Annotated in this window: 21 protein-coding genes; 12 read left to right on the forward strand and 9 right to left on the reverse strand. The window is 55.2% G+C overall.

Annotation, left to right across the window (positions count from 1 at the left end):
- The first annotated feature begins 165 nt into the window (after window positions 1-165).
- Window positions 166-1,221: a metallophosphoesterase gene (locus SynROS8604_RS10095; RefSeq protein ID WP_186543886.1), complete on the forward strand. Its 1,056-nt coding sequence runs from the start codon at window positions 166-168 to the stop codon at window positions 1,219-1,221.
- 147 nt (window positions 1,222-1,368) lie between these two features.
- Here the strand turns inward: SynROS8604_RS10095 and psbA are convergent, their stop codons facing one another.
- Complete coding sequence (gene psbA / locus SynROS8604_RS10100; protein ID WP_186543887.1) at window positions 1,369-2,445, reverse strand: photosystem II q(b) protein; 1,077 nt, start codon at window positions 2,443-2,445, stop codon at window positions 1,369-1,371.
- A 163-nt stretch (window positions 2,446-2,608) separates the two neighbouring features.
- Window positions 2,609-3,949 (reverse strand): YcjF family protein, encoded by a 1,341-nt coding sequence (locus tag SynROS8604_RS10105; RefSeq protein WP_186543888.1) that lies wholly within the window; start codon window positions 3,947-3,949, stop codon window positions 2,609-2,611.
- 158 nt (window positions 3,950-4,107) lie between these two features.
- Between SynROS8604_RS10105 and SynROS8604_RS10110 the strand changes: the two genes are divergently transcribed.
- The 4 genes from SynROS8604_RS10110 to SynROS8604_RS10125 all read left to right on the forward strand — a co-directional run bounded on the left by SynROS8604_RS10110 (window position 4,108) and on the right by SynROS8604_RS10125 (window position 7,543).
- Window positions 4,108-5,013 carry a cation diffusion facilitator family transporter gene (locus SynROS8604_RS10110; RefSeq protein WP_186543889.1) on the forward strand — a complete coding sequence of 302 codons (906 nt, stop codon included), beginning with the start codon at window positions 4,108-4,110 and terminating at the stop codon, window positions 5,011-5,013.
- Between the two features lie 76 nt (window positions 5,014-5,089).
- Window positions 5,090-5,608, forward strand: a complete 519-nt coding sequence (locus SynROS8604_RS10115; protein ID WP_186543890.1) for a hypothetical protein — start codon at window positions 5,090-5,092, stop codon at window positions 5,606-5,608.
- 3 nt (window positions 5,609-5,611) lie between these two features.
- The gene (trpS, locus tag SynROS8604_RS10120) at window positions 5,612-6,622 is read left to right on the forward strand and encodes a tryptophan--tRNA ligase (protein ID WP_186543891.1); all 1,011 of its coding nucleotides are present in this window, start codon (window positions 5,612-5,614) and stop codon (window positions 6,620-6,622) included.
- A gap of 246 nt (window positions 6,623-6,868) precedes the next feature.
- Window positions 6,869-7,543 carry a glycoside hydrolase family 104 protein gene (locus SynROS8604_RS10125; RefSeq protein ID WP_186543892.1) on the forward strand — a complete coding sequence of 225 codons (675 nt, stop codon included), beginning with the start codon at window positions 6,869-6,871 and terminating at the stop codon, window positions 7,541-7,543.
- On the opposite strand, the gene SynROS8604_RS10130 is transcribed toward SynROS8604_RS10125, so the two are convergent.
- Window positions 7,540-7,857, reverse strand: a complete 318-nt coding sequence (locus SynROS8604_RS10130; protein WP_186543893.1) for a DUF2605 domain-containing protein — start codon at window positions 7,855-7,857, stop codon at window positions 7,540-7,542. The genes SynROS8604_RS10125 and SynROS8604_RS10130 overlap by 4 nt on opposite strands.
- A gap of 25 nt (window positions 7,858-7,882) precedes the next feature.
- Here SynROS8604_RS10130 and thrS point away from each other — a divergent pair, with 25 nt between their 5' ends.
- The 7 genes from thrS to SynROS8604_RS10165 all read left to right on the forward strand — a co-directional run bounded on the left by thrS (window position 7,883) and on the right by SynROS8604_RS10165 (window position 17,491).
- Window positions 7,883-9,736, forward strand: coding sequence for a threonine--tRNA ligase (gene thrS / locus SynROS8604_RS10135; RefSeq protein ID WP_186543894.1), 1,854 nt, complete (start codon window positions 7,883-7,885; stop codon window positions 9,734-9,736).
- A complete protein-coding gene (locus SynROS8604_RS10140; RefSeq protein ID WP_186543895.1) occupies window positions 9,733-10,143 on the forward strand; it encodes a DUF1824 family protein in 411 nt (136 codons plus the stop codon). Before thrS ends, SynROS8604_RS10140 begins: the two co-directional genes overlap by 4 nt.
- A gap of 78 nt (window positions 10,144-10,221) precedes the next feature.
- Window positions 10,222-11,295 (forward strand): glucokinase, encoded by a 1,074-nt coding sequence (locus tag SynROS8604_RS10145; protein ID WP_186543896.1) that lies wholly within the window; start codon window positions 10,222-10,224, stop codon window positions 11,293-11,295.
- 14 nt (window positions 11,296-11,309) lie between these two features.
- Window positions 11,310-12,257 carry a homoserine kinase gene (thrB, locus tag SynROS8604_RS10150; RefSeq protein WP_186543897.1) on the forward strand — a complete coding sequence of 316 codons (948 nt, stop codon included), beginning with the start codon at window positions 11,310-11,312 and terminating at the stop codon, window positions 12,255-12,257.
- Between the two features lie 56 nt (window positions 12,258-12,313).
- Window positions 12,314-13,885: an NAD(P)H-quinone oxidoreductase subunit 4 gene (locus SynROS8604_RS10155; protein ID WP_186543898.1), complete on the forward strand. Its 1,572-nt coding sequence runs from the start codon at window positions 12,314-12,316 to the stop codon at window positions 13,883-13,885.
- A gap of 5 nt (window positions 13,886-13,890) precedes the next feature.
- Complete coding sequence (locus SynROS8604_RS10160; protein ID WP_186543899.1) at window positions 13,891-16,008, forward strand: M3 family metallopeptidase; 2,118 nt, start codon at window positions 13,891-13,893, stop codon at window positions 16,006-16,008.
- A 10-nt stretch (window positions 16,009-16,018) separates the two neighbouring features.
- Window positions 16,019-17,491 carry an ArgR family transcriptional regulator gene (locus SynROS8604_RS10165; RefSeq protein ID WP_186543900.1) on the forward strand — a complete coding sequence of 491 codons (1,473 nt, stop codon included), beginning with the start codon at window positions 16,019-16,021 and terminating at the stop codon, window positions 17,489-17,491.
- Here SynROS8604_RS10165 and SynROS8604_RS10170 read toward each other — a convergent pair.
- The 6 genes from SynROS8604_RS10170 to SynROS8604_RS10195 form a co-directional block, all read right to left on the reverse strand.
- Entirely contained in the window at window positions 17,472-18,575 is a 1,104-nt protein-coding gene (locus SynROS8604_RS10170; RefSeq protein ID WP_186543901.1) for an alpha/beta hydrolase, read from the reverse strand. The genes SynROS8604_RS10165 and SynROS8604_RS10170 overlap by 20 nt on opposite strands.
- Window positions 18,572-19,123, reverse strand: a complete 552-nt coding sequence (locus tag SynROS8604_RS10175; protein ID WP_186543902.1) for a hypothetical protein — start codon at window positions 19,121-19,123, stop codon at window positions 18,572-18,574. The genes SynROS8604_RS10170 and SynROS8604_RS10175 overlap by 4 nt, the downstream gene beginning before the upstream one ends.
- A gap of 4 nt (window positions 19,124-19,127) precedes the next feature.
- Window positions 19,128-19,838 carry a hypothetical protein gene (locus SynROS8604_RS10180; RefSeq protein WP_186543903.1) on the reverse strand — a complete coding sequence of 237 codons (711 nt, stop codon included), beginning with the start codon at window positions 19,836-19,838 and terminating at the stop codon, window positions 19,128-19,130.
- Window positions 19,839-19,900: 62 nt separating this feature from the next.
- Window positions 19,901-20,503 carry an alpha/beta fold hydrolase gene (locus SynROS8604_RS10185; protein WP_186543904.1) on the reverse strand — a complete coding sequence of 201 codons (603 nt, stop codon included), beginning with the start codon at window positions 20,501-20,503 and terminating at the stop codon, window positions 19,901-19,903.
- Window positions 20,503-20,877 (reverse strand): dihydroneopterin aldolase, encoded by a 375-nt coding sequence (locus tag SynROS8604_RS10190; protein ID WP_186543905.1) that lies wholly within the window; start codon window positions 20,875-20,877, stop codon window positions 20,503-20,505. Before SynROS8604_RS10190 ends, SynROS8604_RS10185 begins: the two co-directional genes overlap by 1 nt.
- 5 nt (window positions 20,878-20,882) lie before the next feature.
- Window positions 20,883-22,205 (reverse strand): glutamate-5-semialdehyde dehydrogenase, encoded by a 1,323-nt coding sequence (locus SynROS8604_RS10195; protein ID WP_186543906.1) that lies wholly within the window; start codon window positions 22,203-22,205, stop codon window positions 20,883-20,885.
- Window positions 22,206-22,226 lie beyond the last annotated feature (21 nt).

Genomic DNA, 22,226 nt, shown 5'->3' on the forward strand with positions numbered 1-22,226 from the left:
GAAAGGACAAGTCCTTAAGGCGAAGAAATACTGGACTGATCCAGTGAACAAAATTTAATTGAGTTGTGTTGCTTTGTGTTGCCCTTGGTATTGCTGCTCGTCATCACCCCCATAAGCCCAGCTAATTAATGGCCTGATCGCTGGGGAGCTCATAGCGTTAGGGAGATGCAAGCAAGTCGGCGCTTATTTCTGAAGCTGCTAGCCACCACGGCCGTGAGTCGATGGTTGCTTGATGGCGTTCAGGCAGCAGCTCACAAAAAAAGTTCCGAAACAGTGGTCAGCTCGGAGCGAGGGGATCTTCGCCTTGCCTTGATCAGTGATCTCAATGGTCCTTATGGGTCGACCCACTACAGCGCCACCGTTGGACAAGGACTTGATCTGCTGTCTCAACTGAAACCAGATCTGGTGCTTTGCGCCGGCGACATGGTCGCCGGCCAGAAGATCAGCCTGACGGATTCCCAGCTTGAGGCGATGTGGAGCAGCTACCAATCCACGATTCTCAATCCGCTCCTTCAGAAGGGGGTTGGAGTGATCCCAACGATGGGCAATCACGATGCATCCAGCCAAAGATCAGGCTCTCGCTACGTTTTTGCAAGAGAGCGCATCCAGGCAGCGAGCTTTTGGGAACGTCAAAAAAACCTGCTTGGGCTGCAGTTCATCGACGCCAAGGATTACCCCTTCCAGTTCAGCGTTAGGCGGCCTGGCTTGTTCGTAGTCGTGATGGATGCCTCTTCCGCCAGCGTGGATCGAGGGCAACAGCGCTGGCTTGAACAAGCCCTGGTCTCAGAGTCCAGATCTCCAGACGATTGCTGTTTGGTGATGGGACATCTCCCACTGACCGCCGTCAGTGTTGGTCGAGATCGTGCCGGTGAGTGCATCGAAGACGCCATGCATCTCACCGATTTGATGCAACGTCAACGGGTGGACCTTTATCTCTCAGGGCATCACCATGCCTGGTATCCAGGCGAACTCAAAGGACAACGTGTCCTCAGTTTGGGTGCCATGGGAAATGGACCTCGTCGGTTGCTTGGTGCACAACACAAATCCGATCCGAGCCTCACACTCCTGGATCTCTTTCAAGCCACGAAAACCGTTCGCGAAACCACATTCAGCTTGAAAACAGCGGAGCCGATCAGCCCTGACTCCCTACCAATGCAGTTGAGATCAAAAGCATTCCCAAGCTTGGATCGACGAAGCACGCACTGGTCCTACGGCTCATAAAAAAGCGTCTTAAACGCATCTCCTTGCCGCTGTCAGCGCTCTCCCTCCAAGCCACAAAAACCAGCCATAAAATCCAGGCACAAAAAAGCCCCCTCGTGAGAGGGGGCTTCCTCGTTCAGGTGATCTGAACGTTGGATGGATTCCAGATCAACCGATTGCAGGTGCTTGGAGAGCCACAGGTGTGGACTCAGCAGCTGCCAGGTCGAGGGGGAAGTTATGAGCGTTGCGCTCGTGCATCACTTCCATGCCGAGACCGGCACGGTTCACCATGTCGGCCCAGGTGTTCAGGACGCGGCCCTGACTATCAAGGATGGACTGGTTGAAGTTGAAGCCGTTCAGGTTGAAGGCCATGGTTGAAACACCCATGGACGTGAACCAAATACCGACAACAGGCCAAGCACCCAAGAAGAAGTGAAGGCTACGGCTGTTGTTGAAGGAGGCGTATTGGAAGATCAAGCGACCGAAATAGCCGTGAGCTGCAACGATGTTGTAGGTCTCTTCTTCTTGGCCGAACTTGTAGCCGTAGTTCTGGGACTCGGTCTCGGTTGTTTCACGAACCAAGGAAGAGGTCACCAGTGAGCCGTGCATGGCGGAGAACAGTGAACCACCGAAGACACCAGCCACACCAAGCATGTGGAAGGGGTGCATCAGGATGTTGTGCTCAGCCTGGAAGACCAACATGAAGTTGAAGGTTCCAGAGATGCCAAGGGGCATGCCATCAGAGAACGAACCCTGACCGAAGGGGTAGACCAGGAAAACTGCCATGGCTGCAGACAGCGGAGCGCTGTAGGCAACACAGATCCAAGGGCGCATGCCCAAGCGGTAGGAAAGTTCCCACTGACGTCCCATATAGGCGGAGATGCCAATCAGGAAGTGGAAAACAACCAGCTGGTAGGTGCCGCCGTTGTAGAGCCACTCGTCGAGTGAGGCAGCATCCCAGATGGGATAGAAGTGCAAGCCAATGGCGTTGCTGGAAGGAACAACAGCACCAGAAATGATGTTGTTGCCATACATCAGAGAACCTGCAACAGGCTCGCGGATGCCGTCGATATCAACCGGAGGGGCGGCGATGAAAGCGACGATGAAGCAAGTGGTAGCGGCAAGCAAACAAGGGATCATCAGCACACCAAACCAACCGACATAAATGCGGTTGTTGGTGTCTGTGACCCACTGACAAAAGTTTTGCCAGCTGCTTAAGCGACCGCTGCGAACGGCAGTTGCCATGAGAAAAGAATAAGAACGGGATCGATCAAACAATCCTCAAAAAAGGATCCATGATCAAAGTCAAGATGATGAAAAGGCCTCCACAGTTCAAGCAAACCAAACGGATCTCATCATCTCGACAACATTTTTCATGACAACTTCATGAACCGTTCATGAAGTTATGTCATGCGCTGGCAACTGTCTGCGTCTTCAGCCATTCCTTTGCCTGATCAGCGAAACCCTGGAGATCCAAGCGTTCCCGCTCAGCCGCCTTGGCCACCAACAACGGGGCCTGACGTTTGAGCTCTTCCAGATCAGGCTGGGCAACTCCGGCATTCAGAGCCATCCAATCAGCCATGGATACCCCTACAACCCTTGTGAGATAGGCAGCGCTGAGGCCTTGAAGCAGCCCCGCCGCCAACCAGGTACCACCGTCCAATTTGGCCATGCCAAGCAGCGCTTGACCACTCCACTCCACAACCCCTTGCCCAAGGGCGGCGGTCCCCAATTGGCGCGCCACGACCTGCAACACCTCAGAGCTCCAAGAGCAGCCCCAAATTTGAGCCATTTCCTTCACCATCAAGCCGTTCACCACAGCCACACCAAGAAGATCAACGCTCGGGACAGGGGAGGCAATCACAACACCAGCCACAATCCATTGACTCCTTTGAAGCAGGGAGCGGAATCGCGCACGCCGCAACTGCTCCAGCTCTGCTTGCCAACGGCGATGAAGAGAGGTCAACAACCGTTGCTTGGTGATCTCGCGGCTCCGAGCCGGCTGAGCGAAATGACGTCGAACTGGGGACAAGCCCCGCCGTAAATCAGCGGACTCTCCACTCCAGAACAACAGTCGATCGCACCATGGCTTGGGTAACTGACAGGACAAGGCTTCCTGTCGTGCTTCGCGCGAGTCCTGAACAGAATCCTGGATAAGCAACCAAGCCGGGCGATCGGTGGGCAACTGTTCCAAGCGCAGAAGATCAGCTGCCCGGAGGGGCAGGGGAAGTCCGTACAAAATCACATCGAGCGGCTCAAGCTCCTGAGGCCAGCTCCAAGCGTCGGCAACCACCGGTAAGGGCTTGGCAATGCATAGGTCAAGTGGATTGGCCCCTTGCAAAGCAGCTTGGAGCTCTGGAGTGCTCGGGTGGGTGGCTCCCTCACTGATCACCACTCCCACACTCAGGGGAGCCTGCTGAGCTTTCAAGCCATCAAGCTCCTGTTCTCGTGGTAACCGCAGACCATCAAGACCCAGCGACAACTCAAGCTCACTGAACTGCGCGAGCACCAACTCACAACGACGGATCCAGCCAGGGATGGAAGAAGGCTCTGAAAAAGAGGCAGGTTTGGAAGGACGGGTCAGCCACCAGGCGCCTGCACCAAGCACCAAAAATCCCGCGCCACCTCCAGGAAGATGCACGATGTCGCTCAATAACCAGCTACCCAAGGCCAAGGTCCCTCCAGCCAGAGCAAGTTTCCCTGCGATGGATGGAATCAGCTTGATGGTGCTGATTGATGGAACCGGCATCAGCACAGCAAATCCATTACTTGAGCTTTCCTAGCTCACCTTTCTAGTCAGGACCAGCACTTGCGCACCTATGACAACTGGCAGCCCCGACTCCGTCCCTTCCAGCGAGATCTCTGAGCTGGGAATTCATATGGTTGGGGGGTCTATAGCTGACATCGATGGCCCGCGATCGTCGTCATGAGGTCAAACGGGTCTTAATGGTGGCCCTCACCATCAACGTGACCATGACGTTGCTCAAGATGGTGGTGGGTCTAGCGAGCGGATCACTCGCTGTCATCGCAGACGCGATGCACAGCGCGACCGATGCCCTTTCCAGCTTGACCGGACTGATCACAAACGGGCTCTCGGATCCGAAACCGGATCGTGATCATCCCTATGGCCATCACAAATACGAAGGAATTGGAGCTCTGGCAGTGGCCGGTTTCATCTTCTTCACGGCGATCGAAATCCTGATCACGTCCGGCGAACGTCTCACGGAGGGGTTGCCCGAGCTGCGGATCAATGCAACAGAGCTGTTGCTGCTCCTGCTCGTGCTCGTCTTCAACCTTCTGCTCGCAAGCTACGAGCGACATCAGGGACACCGATTAAACAGTCAATTGCTTTTAGCCGATGCCCACCACACCACGAGTGACATCTGGACCACTGTGATTGTGCTCGTGGGACTCACAGGAGCCTGGCTGCTCAAGATCAGCTGGCTCGACGTCGCCCTCGCCATGCCGCTTGCCGTGCTTCTGATCCGTGTCTGCTGGCAAGTTTTACGCGACAACCTCCCCTGGCTTGTGGATCACATAGCCATTGCACCCGAAGCCATCAACGAGCAGGCGTTGGGTGTCCCTGGAGTCCTGAATTGCCATGACATCGCCAGCAGAGGAATCCTGGGACAACAGGTTTTTATTGACATGCACATGGTGGTGGATGTCGATGACCTGATTGCGGCGCATCAAATCACGGAACGGGTCGAAGAGCGCCTGGAATCCCACTTCGGACCCGTTCGCTGCACCATTCATCTCGAACCTCGGGACTACGCCGAGCAAGTGATCACCTTTCGTGGAACCCACGGATAAGCAAGGAGATCAAGAAAGGAGGCCTCTAGAAGTTCGATGATGCGTCACACTTGCGCCTGATTCCAGGCCTCGGGCCATGACTGATTCCAACCGCGATTCCCGTCAACAGGGCAGACAAGGTGAGGGCGGCGGGGGCTCCCGTGGCGGCCGCAATTCCGGCAGCCGAGAAGGGGGCGGATTCCGTATTCGACTCAGTGACAACGAAATGCGTGCGGTGAGAGCTCTACAGGAGGCTTTCAATCTGCGTTCAACCGTTGCTGTGCTGGGGTTTGCGGTTCGCACTCTTGCTCAAATGCTGGAGGACGGACAACTCACGGAGCTGGTCGCTCAGCAGAAAGCCCAGGGCGGCGGACGGCGATCCGATGACGGACGCGGAGAAGGCAATCGAGGGGAAAGGAATCGGACCCCACGTCCTGATCCTTTTGCACGACCAGCAAAACCCCAACCGCCTGCACCTGAGCCAGAAGCTGCTTCGGAGCCAGAAGCTGCAGCAGAACCAGAGACTGCTCCTGAAGAAGACGCGACTTCAGACGCCAGCGTGAGTGATGCGGCTGACACACAAGCGACTGACAACAACCCTGAGACAGGAGCCTGATCGATGGGGCGGCCGAGGGTTCTCTCCGGCGTTCAACCAACAGGGGCTCTTCATTTGGGCAACTGGTTGGGCGCCATTCGCAATTGGGTGGATTTGCAGCACGACAACGACACATTCTTTTGTGTCGTGGATCTGCATGCCGTCACCGTTCCGCACCAACCGGATCGCTTAGCGGAGGACACCCTCAGCACGGCAGCCCTCTACCTGGCCTGCGGTCTTGATCCTGCTCAATCCACCGTCTTTGTCCAAAGCCATGTCAAAGCTCACAGCGAGCTGTGCTGGCTTCTGAACTGCGTCACGCCCCTCAACTGGCTTGAGCGCATGATTCAGTTCAAGGAAAAGGCCGTGAAGCAAGGCGACAACGTGTCGGTAGGCCTTCTTGACTACCCAGTGCTGATGGCCGCCGACATCCTTCTGTATGACGCAGACCTTGTGCCTGTTGGCGAAGATCAGAAACAACATTTGGAATTGGCGCGCGACATCGCCCAACAACGCATCAACGCGCGCTTCGGCTCAGAGGATCAACCGCTACTGCAGGTGCCCAAGCCCTTGATCATGCGCGAAGGGGCGAGGGTGATGAGCCTCACGGATGGCCGCAACAAGATGAGCAAAAGCGATCCAAACGACAACAGTCGGATCACCCTGCTTGATCCACCTGCCCTGATCACCAAAAAAATTAAACGTGCCAAAACGGACCCTCAAATGGGTCTTGAGTTCAGCAACCCTGATCGACCGGAAACCGACAACCTCCTAGGCCTCTACGCGCTGCTTAGTGGCAAAGACCGGACAGCCGCTGCCGCTGAATGTGCAGAGATGGGCTGGGGCACGTTCAAGCCCCTCCTGGCAGAGGCTGCCGTGAGTGCTCTTGAGCCGATCCAAAGCCGATACAACGAACTGATGAATGATCGCGCCGAGCTGGAGAACGTGCTGAAACAAGGCCGTGACCGGGCTGAAGGCGTGGCCACAGCCACCGTGGATCGCGTACGCAAAGCCATGGGCTTCCTGGCGACTTAATGATTGAAGAGACCTTTGAAAAGATTATCTAATGTTTAAAGCTTACTGAGAAGCCTTGACGCCAAACCCGAGAAAGGCCAGCAATAATTAGCAAAATCAGCGTGTCTCGCGAGTCTCAAGCAGGGATTAATTAAGTGTTTCTGCTCATGCACAACCAGCACTCATTCGTCAAGACCGGTACCAAGTGCCTCGCCAAAGGCTTCCCATCCTGACGAAGGTGGCGGTTCCATTACGGAACATCACCTTTTGCTGAGCTCCTTCAACAAGCTGCCTCTTGCCGTCTTACCTGCTGTCCGCCAAGCGAGCGGTGTTGGTGTTCTCAGCGTGGGGTTGCTACTGGGTCTCGGACACAGCCTTCATGCTGAACGCTCCAGCGAAAGGGTTGAACAAGCAGAAGAAGTGGCATCAGCACTTCAACAGGACGCCAAGACGGATCACAAAGCCACTCCTTATTCGATTACACCGGAACGACGCGCCCTGCTCAACACCATTCGCTATGCGGAAGGGACCTGGAAGGACGGCAAAGACCTTGGCTATCGAACCCTCTATGGAGGTGGCCAGTTTGAGGATCTCTCCAAACATCCAGAGAAGGTGGTCGTGAAGCGTTACGTCAGCGCCGCTGCAGGGGCCTATCAGTTTTTGCCAACCACCTGGCAAGAGGTTTCAGGTCGTTTGAAACTGCCTAGTTTTTCTCCAGAACACCAAGACCAAGCGGCTCTTCATCTGGTCAAGAGACGAGGAGCCCTTAACGAAGTGGACCAGAAAGGCTTAACAGCTGAAGCCATGAATAGCCTCGCTCCTGAATGGGCTTCCTTTCCCACCCATTCGGGACGCAGTGCCTACGGTCAACCCGTCAAAACACACGCTGAGCTAGCAAGCTTCTATTCAAAAAATCTGCAGAAGCTTCGTCAAGGCGCCTAGAGCGAGTTCTTCGCCTTCGCCTCCGAAACCAGGGCTGCGAGACCCCAAACCTCGATCACGAGCTGATGCCAAGGCGTCATCGACTCCATCGAGATGGCCATCGCCGCCGGAGTGGCATTCACAAGGGCTCTGGTGGCCGTAATGGCCCGAAGCCCTTCATCAATGCGCACCCCCATCGCTTCGCGTTCATCCGGAGTCATCACGGAATCCGGGCATGACGTTAGAAGCTCCTGGCCACGCTTGAACCAGTGGTTGAAGTCGTTGAGCAAAGAGTCCAACAAGGATTCGAGCAGAGCATCCGCGTCCTGATTCATTGCTTGTTCAACGCACCCCCATAGGATGGCGGGCCCTGAACAGGAAACGGTGAGCAGCGTCGCAGCAACCACTCCAGCCCCTACCGCGCCTGTGGTTCTGCCCAAGACCAGCGACAGCGAGAACCTGCTGAAGATTCGCCACTCGATGAGCCACGTGATGGCCATGGCGGTTCAGAAGCTGTTTCCCCAAGCCCAAGCGACCATTGGTCCCTGGACTGAAACAGGCTTTTATTACGACTTCGACAATCCAGAACCCTTCACGGAAGCCGATCTCAAGGCGATCAAAAAGGAGATGGGAAAAATCATCGGCCGCAAGCTCCCGTTAGAGCGCATTGAAGTCAGTCGCGATGAGGCAGAACGTCGCATCAAGGCCCAAAACGAACCCTACAAACTGGAAATTCTCGAGCGCCTGGTCGAGCCAATCACGCTTTACACCCTGGGGGAACAGTGGTGGGATCTCTGTGCTGGCCCGCATGTGGCCAACACGAGCGAACTGAATCCAAAAGCCTTTGAACTCGAAAGTGTGGCCGGTGCCTACTGGCGTGGTGACGAAACCAAGGCTCAGCTCCAACGTATTTACGGCACTGCATGGGAAACCGCCGAGCAACTGTCTGAGCACAGACGCCGCAAAGAAGAGGCACTCCGTCGGGATCACCGCCGCCTCGGCAAAGATCTCGATCTGTTCTCCATCGAAGACGAAGCGGGAGCCGGACTTGTGTTCTGGCATCCCCGGGGCGCACGCATGCGTCTGCTGATTGAAGACTTCTGGAAGCAAGCGCATTTCGAAGGGGATTACGAACTGCTGTACACGCCCCACGTCGCGGACATCAGCCTCTGGAAGACCTCAGGTCACCTCGACTTCTATGCGGAAAGCATGTTTGGCCCCATGGAGGTGGATGAGAGGCAGTACCAGCTCAAACCGATGAACTGTCCGTTCCACGTTTTGACCTACGCCAGCAAACTGCGCAGCTACCGGGAACTCCCAATCCGATGGGCGGAACTCGGAACTGTTTACCGCTATGAGCGACCTGGGGTGATGCATGGGCTCATGCGAGTGCGTGGCTTCACGCAAGACGATGCACACGTTTTCTGCCTACCAGAACAGATCAGTGATGAGATTTTGCGCATCCTCAATCTCACAGAAAGAATTCTGTCGACATTCGATTTCAGCAACTACGAGATCAACCTTTCCACCAAACCAGACAAAGCAATAGGCGATGACGCTGTCTGGGAACTCGCCACCAAAGGCCTGATCGAAGCACTTGAGCGCAAGGGCTGGGACTACAAAATCGATGAGGGTGGCGGAGCCTTTTACGGACCCAAAATCGACCTGAAAATCGAGGATGCGATTGGGCGGATGTGGCAGTGCTCCACCATTCAGCTCGATTTCAACCTGCCTGAGCGTTTCGCCCTTGACTACATCGCTGCTGATGGCAGCAAACAGCGCCCGATCATGATTCACCGGGCCATCTTCGGGTCACTGGAACGGTTTTTCGGAATCATGACAGAAAACTATGCGGGAGATTTCCCGTTTTGGCTCGCTCCAGAACAGATCCGGCTGCTTCCCGTCACCGATGAAGTTCTGGGTTACGCGGAAGAATTGCAAACCCAGCTCAAAGCAGCTGGAATTCGCGCCAGCATTGACCGCAGTGGAGACCGCCTCGGGAAGCTGATCCGTACGGGTGAGCAGATGAAAATCCCAGTGCTCGCTGTGATTGGAGCCAAAGAAGCTGAACAGGGCGCTGCCAGCCTGCGCAGCCGCCGCGATGGTGACCTGGGTGTGATCACCAAGGAGCGTTTGATCTCAACAGCACAATCGGCAAACCAAGAACGGCAGGCATCGCTCTCTTTTGCCGGCAGTGGGAGGATCGGGGAATGAGCGATCCAGCCATCACAGCTCTGGCCGACCTCATTCGATTGCGCACGGCCCCAGCGCTCAGTGCGCGCGAGCGCAAGGATCTCAAAAGCGAACTCATCGCTGCGATGCAGCCTTTCGCCTGGTTCACGGTTGGCGTCATGGCCTCCTCGTCCACGGAAGCCATGCGTTGTCTTCGCGACCTCGAACTGGCGATGGGATGGCCTGCCATGCGGCTCGAAGACGAGACGGGCATTGACAGTGGCGTTTTTCTCAAAGCCAACCAATCCACCGGTTTCATTCGCATCCGAGATGAGGCGGGACTGGGAGAAGGCTTCTTGATCAGCGGACATCAAAGCGAGTTGGCACAAGTTGGTTCACAGTCAGGTCCGACCTGGGGGCCGCTGCCTCTGGACCTTTTTCGAGACTGAGCGTTCCAGACACGCATCAAGACTTGTCGATTTCGAGCACAGCCATCAGCCTTGGGCTGAGATGCGCCGACAGGTCCAATGCAGGCAACCACGTACCTGGCCGGGGATCTCGGTGGCACCAAAACGCTCTTAGCGATCTACAGCGATCAAAACGGCAAGCTGAAACAAGAGCATGTTCAGCGTTACGTGTCGGCGGAATGGACGTCTCTCGACTCGATGCTCAAGCACTTCCTGCAAACGCGCCCAGACACCAACGGCACGCCTCAAACCAGTTGCTTTGCCGTCGCAGGTCCGGTTAAAAACCGAGCCGCTGAACTCACCAATTTGGGATGGAGGATCAGCCAAGAGTCGTTGCAACAATCGGCAGGCTTGGAGCGCGTTGAGCTCGTCAACGATTTCGCCGTTCTGATCTATGGCCTGCCGCATTTCAGCGACAGTCAGCAGATCACGCTTCAAGCAGGATCAGGATTGGATTCCGAAGGCAGCCAAGCCGAGCAAGGTCCCGTCGCCATTCTTGGAGCAGGAACAGGCTTGGGGATGGCTCGGGGACTTCCGAGCAAGACAGGCTTGATTGCGTTACCCAGCGAGGGGGGCCACAGAGAGTTCGCTCCCCGTTGCAACGATGAATGGGCCCTTGTGCAATGGCTCAAGCGCGATCTCTCCCTCGAGCGAATCTCCGTGGAGAGAGTTGTCAGCGGAACCGGTTTGGGCCATGTCATGAACTGGATGCTCCAACAGGCGGAGAACGCAACGCACCCGCTTCAAGAGAAAGCCAAGGCATGGAGATACAACACACCAGACCAACCCGGCTATCACGATCTCCCCGCTTCCACATGCCAATACGCCCAAGCCGGCGACCGCATCGCGAACGCGGCGATGACGCTATGGCTCAGTGCCTACGGAGCAGCGGCCGGGGACCTGGCGCTCCAAGAATTGTGCACAGGAGGGCTCTGGATCGGAGGGGGCACAGCCGAAAAGAACCAAGATGGTTTGAAGTCCATGCCTTTCTTAACTGCCCTGCGCCAGAAAGGGCGGTTTCAGCCGTTTTTGGAAGGTTTAACGGTGCGAGCTGTCATCGATCCGGGAGCTGGTCTGTTTAGTGCTGCCTGCAGAGCACGAGAACTGGCTGAGTCGAGTGGGACACTGACCTGAGTGGAAACGCAGGGATGGCGCAGCCGCGTATCGGCCAAACAGTGGTGGTGGACGTTCCCGCTACCACCGCCAACATTGGTCCAGGATTCGACTGTCTAGGCGCTGCTCTGGATCTCAACAACCGTTTCACCATGCGTCGCATTGATGGCGATGGAGAGCGATTTGAACTGATTATCGAGGGACAGGAGGGGTCTCATCTGCGGGGAGGGCCAGACAACCTCGTGTATCGAGCCGCTCAGCGGGTCTGGCAAGCAGCCGGCCAGGAGCCCATCGCCATTGAGGCTCGCGTGCGTTTAGCCGTTCCTCCAGCCAGGGGGCTAGGCAGCAGCGCCACAGCCATCGTGGCGGGACTCGTGGGTGCCAATGCCTTGGTTGGAGAACCTCTCAGTCGAGAAAAACTACTGGAGCTCGCCATTGATATCGAAGGACACCCCGACAACGTTGTGCCTTCGCTGCTGGGAGGACTGTGCATGACAGCCAAGGCTGCATCTCAACGCTGGCGCGTGGTGCGTTGCGAATGGATGCACAGCATCAAGGCAGTCGTTGCGATCCCCGCCATTCGTCTCAGCACCAGCGAAGCGAGACGGGCCATGCCCAAATCGATCCCCATCGGGGATGCAGTGGTCAACCTTGGCGCCCTCACCCTGCTGCTGCAGGGCCTAAGGACCGGAAACGGCGATTTGATCTCAGACGGAATGCATGATCGGTTGCATGAGCCCTATCGCTGGAAGCTCATCAAAGGCGGGCAGGAAGTGAAAGAAGCTGCGCTTGCGGCTGGAGCCTGGGGGTGTGCCATCAGCGGCGCGGGGCCGAGCATCCTGGCGCTGTGCGCAGAAGAGAGAGGGCCTGCCGTCAGTCATGCCATGGTGAAGGCTTGGGAAGCGGCGGGCGTCGCTAGTCGCGCTCCACTGCTTAACCTTCAGACGGCTGGGAGCCACTGGCAGCCCAAAGACGCTGGGTAAAATTACTCAGCACAGCCCCTGGGGCTGATAAGTTCAATCTCAATCTTGCGAATGCCATGGACGCCAATTTGCCGCTGACGGCTGCGTCCCAGGCAGCGTTCCCCTGGCTCTCGCTCATCGTTTTGCTTCCTGCAGCGATGGCTCTCTTGATGCCATTGCTCCCAGGAGACGACGCGCAGCAATCTCCTTTGCCGCGAAATCTGGCCATCGGCGTCCTCCTCGTCGATCTCGTCCTGATGCTGGTGGTCTTTAGCCGGCATTTCGACCCCAGTGATAGCAGTCTCCAGCTCGTGGAACGCGTGAGCTGGGTTCCATCGATCGGTTTGGAATGGTCCCTCGGAGCCGATGGACTTTCAGCGCCACTGGTGGTGCTCAGCGGACTCGTCACGCTTTTATCCGTAGCCGCCAGCTGGAACGTTCAACATAAGACCAAGTTGTACTTCGGTCTTTTGCTGGTCCAAGCGTCAGCCCAAGGACTGGTCTTCCTCTCGCAGGATTTCCTGCTGTTCTTCCTCGCTTGGGAGCTGGAGCTCGTCCCTGTGTATCTCTTGATTGCGATCTGGGGCGGAAGCAATCGACAATATGCAGCCACAAAATTCATCCTCTACACCGCTGTCGCATCCCTGCTGATCCTGATAAGCGGTCTTGCCCTAGCCCTCTCTGGAGACACGTTCACGCTCAACCTGACTGAACTTGCTGCACGTTCTCCTGGTGGAACGTTTGGATTGCTTTGTTACCTCGGATTCTTGATTGGCTTTGGGGTGAAGTTACCGATGTTTCCTCTTCACACCTGGCTCCCCGACGCCCACGGAGAAGCCAATGCTCCGGTGTCGATGTTGCTCGCTGGTGTGTTGTTGAAAATGGGGGGATATGCCCTGTTGCGTTTCAACGTTCAAATGCTTCCGGAAGCGCATCTTGTTTTGGCGCCAGCACTCATCGTTCTCGGCATCGTCAACATCATTTATGGAGCGTTGAACGCCTTCGCTCAAGACAATGTCAAACGGCGCATCGCCTGCAGCTCCGTTAGCCATATGGGGTTTGTGCTGCTTGGAATCGGTGCCGTGGATGCCCTCGGTCTGAGTGGTGCCATGCTCCAGATGATCAGTCACGGACTAATTGCCGCGGCCATGTTCTTCGTGACCGGCTGTTTTTACGAACGCACAAAAACCCTGTCCATTCCCAACATGGGCGGACTTGCCAAGGTGCTGCCAATCACCTTTGCCTTTTTTCTCGCCAGCTCCCTGGCGTCCCTGGCCCTTCCAGGCATGAGCGGATTCATCAGTGAAATCACCATCTTCTTGGGCGTCACCAATCAGGAAAATTTCACCACCTTGTTCCGCGTCACCACCGTGGCCATTGCCGCGATTGGTCTGGTGCTCACCCCGATGTATCTGCTCTCCATGTGCAGGCGCGTGTTCTTCGGGCCACGAATCCCGGCGTTTGCCTTCATTGATGACATGCGGCCTCGAGAACTGGTGATCGGGCTCACCTTGATGGTTCCCACTTTGGTGATTGGCGTTTGGCCCCGTATCGCCATGGATTTCTACGAAGCAGCCACCGATGCTCTCGCCAGTGATCTCGGCACTCATAGCCTGGTTGCACTTACGACCCTGCTGCCGGCGGGCTGACAGCGATGACCAAACCAGAACTTTTGCGCGGAAATGGCTTACCGCGCTTCGAGGCCATCGATGCATCCCAGGTAAAAGCGCATATCCCAGCCCTGATCCAGGAATTGGAAGATCAGCTGAGCACGCTGGAATCCACTCTTCAGCAACGCTTGTCTGACAACACACCGCTGAGCTGGGATGAGGTGATGACACCCCTTCACCTTCTTGGGGAACGCTTGCGCTGGAGCTGGGGGGTGGTGAGCCACCTCAACGGCGTCTGCAACAGCCCTGAGCTGCGGGAAGCCCATGCAGCGCAGCAACCCGATGTCGTGCGTTTCAGCAATCGCGCTGGGCAGAGCCAAGTCATCCATCAAGCACTGGAAAGTCTTCAACAGAACCCCAGTCATCCATTGGACTCCACCCAAACCCGGATCCTTGATGCCGAGCTGTTGTCAATGCGCCATCGAGGAGTGGGTTTGAACGGAGCTGCACAAAAGTCCTTCAATGAAGCCAGCGAACAACTCGCTTCCCTGTCCACCCGATTCAGCAATCACGTTCTCGATGCCACCCAAGGCTGGACCCTTTTGGTGCATGACGCTGACCAACTGCAGGGCATACCAGAACGGGCCCTGCAAGCATTGGCGGCTGCCGCCAAAGAGGCTGGAGATCAACATCGTGATGGACAAGACCCCACAGCCTTGGAAGGACCTTGGCGTCTTGGCCTCGATATGCCCCGGTACCTCCCGGTACTGACCCATGCCGACAACCGCAATCTGAGAGAGAAGGTTTACAGGGCTCAGGTGAGTCGGGCCAGCTCCGGAGAACTCGACAACACTCCTCTCATCGAAGAAATCCTGGACCTGAGGTCCCATCAAGCAGCACGCCTCGGCTATCAAAACTGGGCTGAGAAAAGCCTGGCCTCAAAAATGGCTGACAACGTCGACGCCGTTGAAAGGCTTCTCGAAGAACTTCGCGTTGCCGCCCTGCCCGTCGCGGAACGAGAGATTGACGAATTGAGGGACTGTGCCCTTCGTCATGGCGCAACAGAAGCTGATGCTTTCAGCGCCTGGGATGTGAGCTACTGGGCGGAGAAACTTCGGCAAGAGCGATTCAATCTCAATCAAGAAGCCTTGCGTCCATGGTTCCCACTGCCACAAGTGCTCGATGGCCTGTTCCATCTTTGCGAACGTTTGTTCTCCATTCAGATTGAAGCTGCTGATGGCGAAGCACCGATCTGGCATCTGGATGTGCGCTTTTTCCGAGTGAGTGATCAAGAGGGAAAGCCACTCGCAGCCTTTTATCTCGATCCCTTCAGCCGACCCGCCAGCAAGCGAGGTGGAGCCTGGATGGATGAATGTCTGAACCGGTCTCGCAATGCTGAAGGTGAGATCACACACCCTGTTGCCTATCTGATTTGCAATCAGACCCCACCCGCCGGAGACATTCCAAGCCTGATGAGCTTTGAAGAGGTGAAGACCCTCTTCCATGAGTTTGGCCACGGCCTTCAACACATGCTCACCACGGTGGAACATCCCCAAGCCGCAGGCATAAACAACGTGGAATGGGACGCGGTGGAACTTCCCAGTCAGTTCATGGAGAACTGGTGCCTTGATCGCCAAACCTTGATGGGAATGGCCCGTCATTGGAAAACAGGGGAGCCATTGCCTGAAGAGGACTACAACAAACTGCGCAACAGCCGCACCTTCATGCAGGGATGCGGAACGCTCCGCCAGGTTCATTTCGCCTTGACTGATCTACGTCTTCACAGCGTTTGGAGCCCCGAGCTTGGTCAATCCCCGCATGCCTTCAGACGGTCGATCGCAGAGAGCACAACCGTGTTGCCACCGATTCCGGAAGACCGATTCCTTTGCGCCTTTGGCCATATTTTTGCTGGTGGCTACTCCGCTGGTTACTACTCCTACAAGTGGGCAGAGGTCTTAAGCGCCGATGCTTTTGCCGCTTTTGAGGAAGTAGGACTCGATCAGGAGGAGGATATTCAAGCCACCGGTCAACGCTTCCGAAACACGGTTTTGAGCCTCGGTGGCAGTCAAAGACCAGCGGATGTCTACAAATCTTTCAGGGGGAGAACAGCCAGCACTGACGCATTAATTCGCCACTCCGGATTGGCGGTAGCCGGTCGTTGAGCTTGCAGACATGCAGCATGACCTGCTTGCGCTGAATTCCAGCTGGAACCTCTCTCAATCAGCCCATGTGCGGCTGATGTCGCTGGAAGAGGCCCTTGAGCGCGGAAGTTTGAAAAAAGGGATTAGCCGTCGAGATTTTCTTGCGTGGATCCTTAAGGACATTCAGCATCAACGCTTGCTCCCTCTGCTCGCCATGCTTCCTCGGCGCTGGCGTCAGGAACCTGCCTCACTGCCGGAACAGCTGAGAGGTCTCGGGCTCTTGCTTGGAGAGGGCCTGATCAGTCCTCTACTCCTGGCTGCATTCGCTGACGACTTACAGCACTTGCTACCTCCGAGCAAAAGCCCAAGCCGATCAGCCCTAGATCGTTGGTGCCAGCGTTGTTGCAACGATCCTGGCCGCAGCCCATGGTCACTGCCCGATGGACTGGAAACATGGAGATCCCAAGCCACTGCATTCCTCCAGTCGCAAACCAAACCAAGCCAGGCAAAGCCTCGATCAGGGCTAGCGGGAGTGACCTCACTCGGGGGTGAGATTGCCTGGTGTAATGAGGGACTCTCCTATCTGCAGTCCATCGAGGCCAGACATCGGAACCAGCAAATGGCGCAAGTGTTCAACGTTCTTGGAAGCAACGTTCTTGGGAGCCATCTGCTGGGTCAACAGGGAGGCAACGTCGAGATCTATCAATTCGAAGGTCAGTCATGCGGGAAGGACCTCATTCATTGCCTTCAAGCCAAAGGATGGACGTGCCAGGCGAGAGTGCGCAGCAGCGTGGCCAGCTTCGGGCTGGGAGCGAGTACACCCAGTGCTGACAGCAAGCAATGGAATCAAATCCCGCTTGCGGTTCCTTACCGAACGGGCTTGCAAGAGATCGACCAAACAGAGATCCATGCCTTGCTCCCCCACGCCTGCCTCGAGATGGAATTACAACCGCCAGAAGGTGAGGCAGTTCTGCTGCAGTACTACCAAGGCACCGAGGGTCTGAATGGCTGGGCCGCCATGAATGACTTGGATCGACCATGGCAAAATGGACGCTCCAACGGCACCGTCCGATACGGCCCAACCGTCTTTTGCGATCAACAACTTTCCGACGCCATTGATCTCTGCGAACTGATGGGCGCCATTCACAACAGCGAGGCCAGCATGGAGAACCTCCATCTCGGCGGATACGGAGCGATTGGCTTCTGCATCGACTCCACCGCGCTGCTGGAACAGGCGCTGACAGGGAGGACCAACCTGTTTCCACTCACGCTCGGAGGGTTATGGCGAGAACGGCTCAGCGCGCAGCTGCATCACTTACTTGAGCAGAACATGCAGCCGAATGATGATGCGGTGGATCGCTACAAACGGGCCCTAGAAGAGATGCCTCAAGACATTTATCACAATTCAGAGACCCGAAAAGATGCCAAGAGACGCCTTCTTGCGAGTCAACCGACGCAATCACCGTTCTTACTCATCCAACATCTCAACCTGAAGGGGCGCTAACCAAACTGCGTTCAAGTTCACGACAAACTGCAGCAACAACCTTATGGCGAAACGCCACACTAAACGGTCCTGACGAACCGTTATGACTCATACGATCAATTCGGTAACGATGCAAGGAATGCGATCGCTGCCAACGATTCCAATTTGTAAGGGGCAATAAACCCAAGCGTCCGGGATAGGCAAGACGACCGAAGGCAGCAACAGGATCTTTACTTCCAACAACCATCGCCACATCCTGAATATTTTCCAGAGCAGCATTGCCGCTAAACACCCCACAGACAGTAATCACTTGAACAGGACTGCAGCACAGCTTTTGCAAGATTTCAGCCGTGCCAATAGCCATTTCAGCCCCGCCACTATAACCAACCAAAACCACGCGAGATGCGTGCGAAGGATGAAAATCTAACTGCTCTAATCGTCGTGCAATTTTTAGAGCTAATTCATAATTCATAACAGGCCCATAACGACGATCAGACGAAATACCGACCTTAATAACATTATTTGCCTGAATACAAAACGCACAAATAAACTGAACAAAAGCGTTAGCATGATGCTCTTGAAGAGCAAACAATCTCTGCCAAAACCACCGGGAGTAAGAAGCAGCACGAAGACCAACATCCGTGATGGTATAGGCCTCAATGCCTTTCACTAACAGGGAATCATTGGCAATTTCAGATTCTAAGCAATTCAGAAACTCCTGAACTCTCGGCGGATGACTCTCTTCGCTTTGATGAATGCCATCGAGATACACCAAGAAATGGCGATGCACCGACCGCTTCTCTTCATTCCCAACAAACAAACCGCTGGCATCTGGAAAACTTTGCATCCACCCTTCCCAGAACACAAAATCAACCATCACCGAATACACACCTACCAAAGCCAAGACAACAACAATCGCTCCTCCCGACACACCTAGAAGCTCTAAGAGAGACCCTGATTGCAGAAGAGAAGCTGCATCCCTCCGCACCACACCAACACCGATCAGCATCAAGATGCCCACCAAGACCAACACAGCAATCAGGACACGAGCCCCAAGACGAATGCTGTGTCTATGAGCGTGGACAACGGCGTTGTTTTTAGTCATCGCTGGATTTGGAGAGCTACTTCTTTCGCCAATGTGTCATAACTCGATCGCCATCGTTGCGAGAACAAAGCCCCTACAAGCAGCAAAGCAATCACATAACCAGGAAGGCAAACAAATAGGGCGTGAAGAAAAGGAATTCCGTACATGGCGTTAATTAAAACCAACATATTGAGATGCATCCAAGCAAGAAGTGTGACGGCAATCAGATCACTCACATAAGGAGCTGCAACCAGTACATAAAAAAGGCCAGGCCAGAGTGCCACAGCCATCCGATTCCCGAAAGCAATGGGATGCAAGGGGACCCCTTCCATCAAAGCCAGCATCAAACAATGACAAATAAGGCATAGCAAAAGAGCCAGGCTAAGAACGAGCGCATCGACCACCATGTGAAAAAAGATTTGCCTGGGCGTCAGTCGATTGGCAAGCAGAGAGAACAGATGGGACATAGACATTGAAAAGCCAACCGCCACAAGAAGGCCCACACCTGTGTCAAGGGCCAGAAGAACCTGGCCCATCGAAACCAACTGCTCGTTAAGTTGCTGAATCATCAGGTCAGGAACGCTGAACTTGAGAACGCTGAACTTGAGGACGATTTACAATCCACACCACCATGATAGAAAGGACAGCACAATAGAAACACCAAACAGAATTAAACGTTGCGCTATAGGTAATCCAGGTAAGGAAGATCGAGACAAAGATCAGCACGCCAAATAATTTCACAGCTCGATCACTAACAGCGACCAGGGGGAGAACAATAAAGCCCCAATAAACAAGCTCACCAACAGGCTCAGTATTCACAAAATTATGGAAGATACTTTGAAGATTAGAAACGTCATACATCAATCGACCGTTGCTAAATACGGACGGCTGAAGAGCTGGGGGATTGAGCAACAAAGGAACATAGAAAAAGATACCCAGAACGGTTGCAACAATGGCCACCCATTTCAAACGTCTTTGTAGACCGACTGAATCTGTCGTTCGACTAATAGACCAAGCGCTCCATGGAATCCAAATCATCCAAAAACAATAAGCAAAGAATAAAAATCCAAGCCCAGCCAAAGATGTCAACGGTTCAATCTTTCCACCGACGATTCCAGTCCACTCCAGACCCTCTACAAATTGCTGAACACCAAAAAAGAAAGGCACGAGTGCTAATGGTTTATATCCAGGTTGTTCAGCCTTAGAGGCGAGGTGAAGGGAATACAGCCCTAAGGGCATGAGGACCGCAGACGCCGTGAAACTCGCAGAAGCCGAGAAGCACATGAGTTTTAAGCAAAATTAACGAAGGACCAAGTTTGGCCACACACGCCAGAGTTGTCAGTCAATCAATGAAGAAGTGCTTCATTTAATAGATCAAGCGATCTGGGATGTGACATCAACTGCTGATGCGTCCAGACGGGCACAGCTGTGCTCGTCCCGATTGGAAGCACGGCTTGCCACCCAGGGCACACCATGAGATCCCAACGGCAAAAGAAGCTGAAGCACTCCACAGCCTGCAAGTCGGAATAATTCCCATTCAAAGAGCGCAGCAGGGGACTACCACGCTTCATGTCTGCCAAACCAGCGAACAGCCAGGCGGGAACGCACTGGGCAGTGAGTGTTCCCTGTTGGGGGCTACCGACGCTAAGGAACCGATGCGTTCGCTTGGCACCTCCCAACTCTTGGAGCCAAGTCCGAGCAATCACCCCACCCATGGAAAAACCAAGAATGTCAATCGACGTCTCCAGTCCCCACCGTTCTTGAATCAGGTCATCCAGCTGCTGAGCGAGCTGGCGAAGAGGGGTCGCACCAAAGCGATGGGGCAAATGGGGAGACAACACCGGACGATCCTGACCTTCAAGACGACGCTCCAGACGAGAGAACAGCCGAGGCGTATCAAGAAGACCGTGCACTAAGACGAGAGGCCGGCTGGGAGCTTCAGATGGCATCAATGGCCCTGCTCAGCTGACCAGTTGCGCCGACGCTCCAGCGCGACAGCACCTGTAAAACCAGCAATCGGAGGCTGGCACTTCTGGAGGACCAGGTGCATAGGCAAGGGACCATAAAGACGTTCTAGAACCTCAAAGATCTCCTCACTGAAACATTCAATGGTGAGGCAACACAAATCTCTGGCCAACTCCTGAAGTGCCAGCACTGCCAGGCTGTAATCAGCGGTCGCGCTGAGATCGTCCGACCTCGCCGATTCACTGAGATCTAAACCCAACGAGATGTCGAGTTGAAACCATTGACCATCCCGTCGTTCATGATCCAGCACTCCGACATGAGCCCAGAGGCGGAGATCTCGGATATGGATCAAATCCATAGCTATCAGGTCGTAGCGGTTGGTAAATCGCGGTGGCTGAACTGTGCGCGCCCCTCAGTAAAATCCGCAGCAAGGTGCCCCTCACCACGCAATCGGTAGCGATAGGTCACCAACCCCTCCAACCCGACAGGCCCGCGCGGGGGCAAGGTCTGGGTGCTGATGCCAACTTCTGCACCAAAGCCGTAGCGGAAACCATCCGCAAAACGAGTTGAGCAATTGTGATAGACACCAGCGCTATCCACGGCCCGCAAGAACCGTTCTGCGGTGTCTTGATTGACCGTCGCAATCGCCTCCGTATGGCGTGAGCCATACCTCTGAATGTGTTCGAGGGCCTCGTCGAAATCCTTCACCACTCGCACAGCAAGCACGAGATCCAGATACTCCTCACTCCAATCTTCGCTGGTTGCGGCCTGCTCCACCCCAAAGCCTCGACTGGTCTCATCGCCGCGCAAGCAAACACCAGCATTTTTAAAAGCAGGAACAGCCTCTTTCAGAAAGCTCGGCGCCATTTGCTGATGCACCAGGAGCGTCTCGATCGCATTACAAGCCGCCGGATACTGGGTTTTGCTGTCGATCGCAATGCGCAAGGCCTGTGCGCAATCAACCTCTTTGTCCACATATAGATGGCAAACACCATCGGCATGGCCAAGAACCGGAATTCGGGTGTTGTCCTGAATGAAACGAACCAGCTCGTTGCTACCCCGGGGAATAATCAAGTCCACAAGACCGTCGAGGCGCAGCAGAGCCAAACTCTCCGCTCGGGTTGTAAGTAAATCCAACGCATCAGCAGACACCGATGTGCCAGCCAAGCCCTCTTTCAACGCCTGCATCACAGCTTGATTCGTGCACTTGGCCTCGCTGCCACCCTTCAGGATTGCGCCATTGCCTGAGCGAATGGCAAGGGCAGCGATTTGGATCACCGCATCAGGCCTGGCCTCAAAAATCACCCCTAAAACCCCAAGGGGCACCGTGACGCGCTCCAACACCAACCCATCGGCAAGCTCGCGATGCAATTGCCTGGCCCCCAGAGGGTCATGCAGTGCCGACAATTGACGGACGCCATCAATGGCTCCAGCCAGTTTGCCCGCGTCCAATTTGAGACGAGCCACCAACGCAGGAGCCAAACCATCCGCAGAAGCCTGAGCGAGATCGTCCGCATTGGCTGTAACGATGCGATCGGCATGGGCCTCCAGAGACGCGGCCATCGCCATCAGCGCCTGTTGTCGCTGTTGGTTGGAACTCTGACCCAAACCAACAGCGGCACGCCGAACGGCTGTAGCCAGGCGCAAAAGATCAGCTGATGGTTCTGGCACACCCTGACTGTTCATCGTCGCGCGCGTGTTCTTTGC

Source organism: Synechococcus sp. ROS8604, assembly GCF_014279655.1.
Classification (GTDB): Bacteria; Cyanobacteriota; Cyanobacteriia; order PCC-6307; family Cyanobiaceae; genus Synechococcus_C.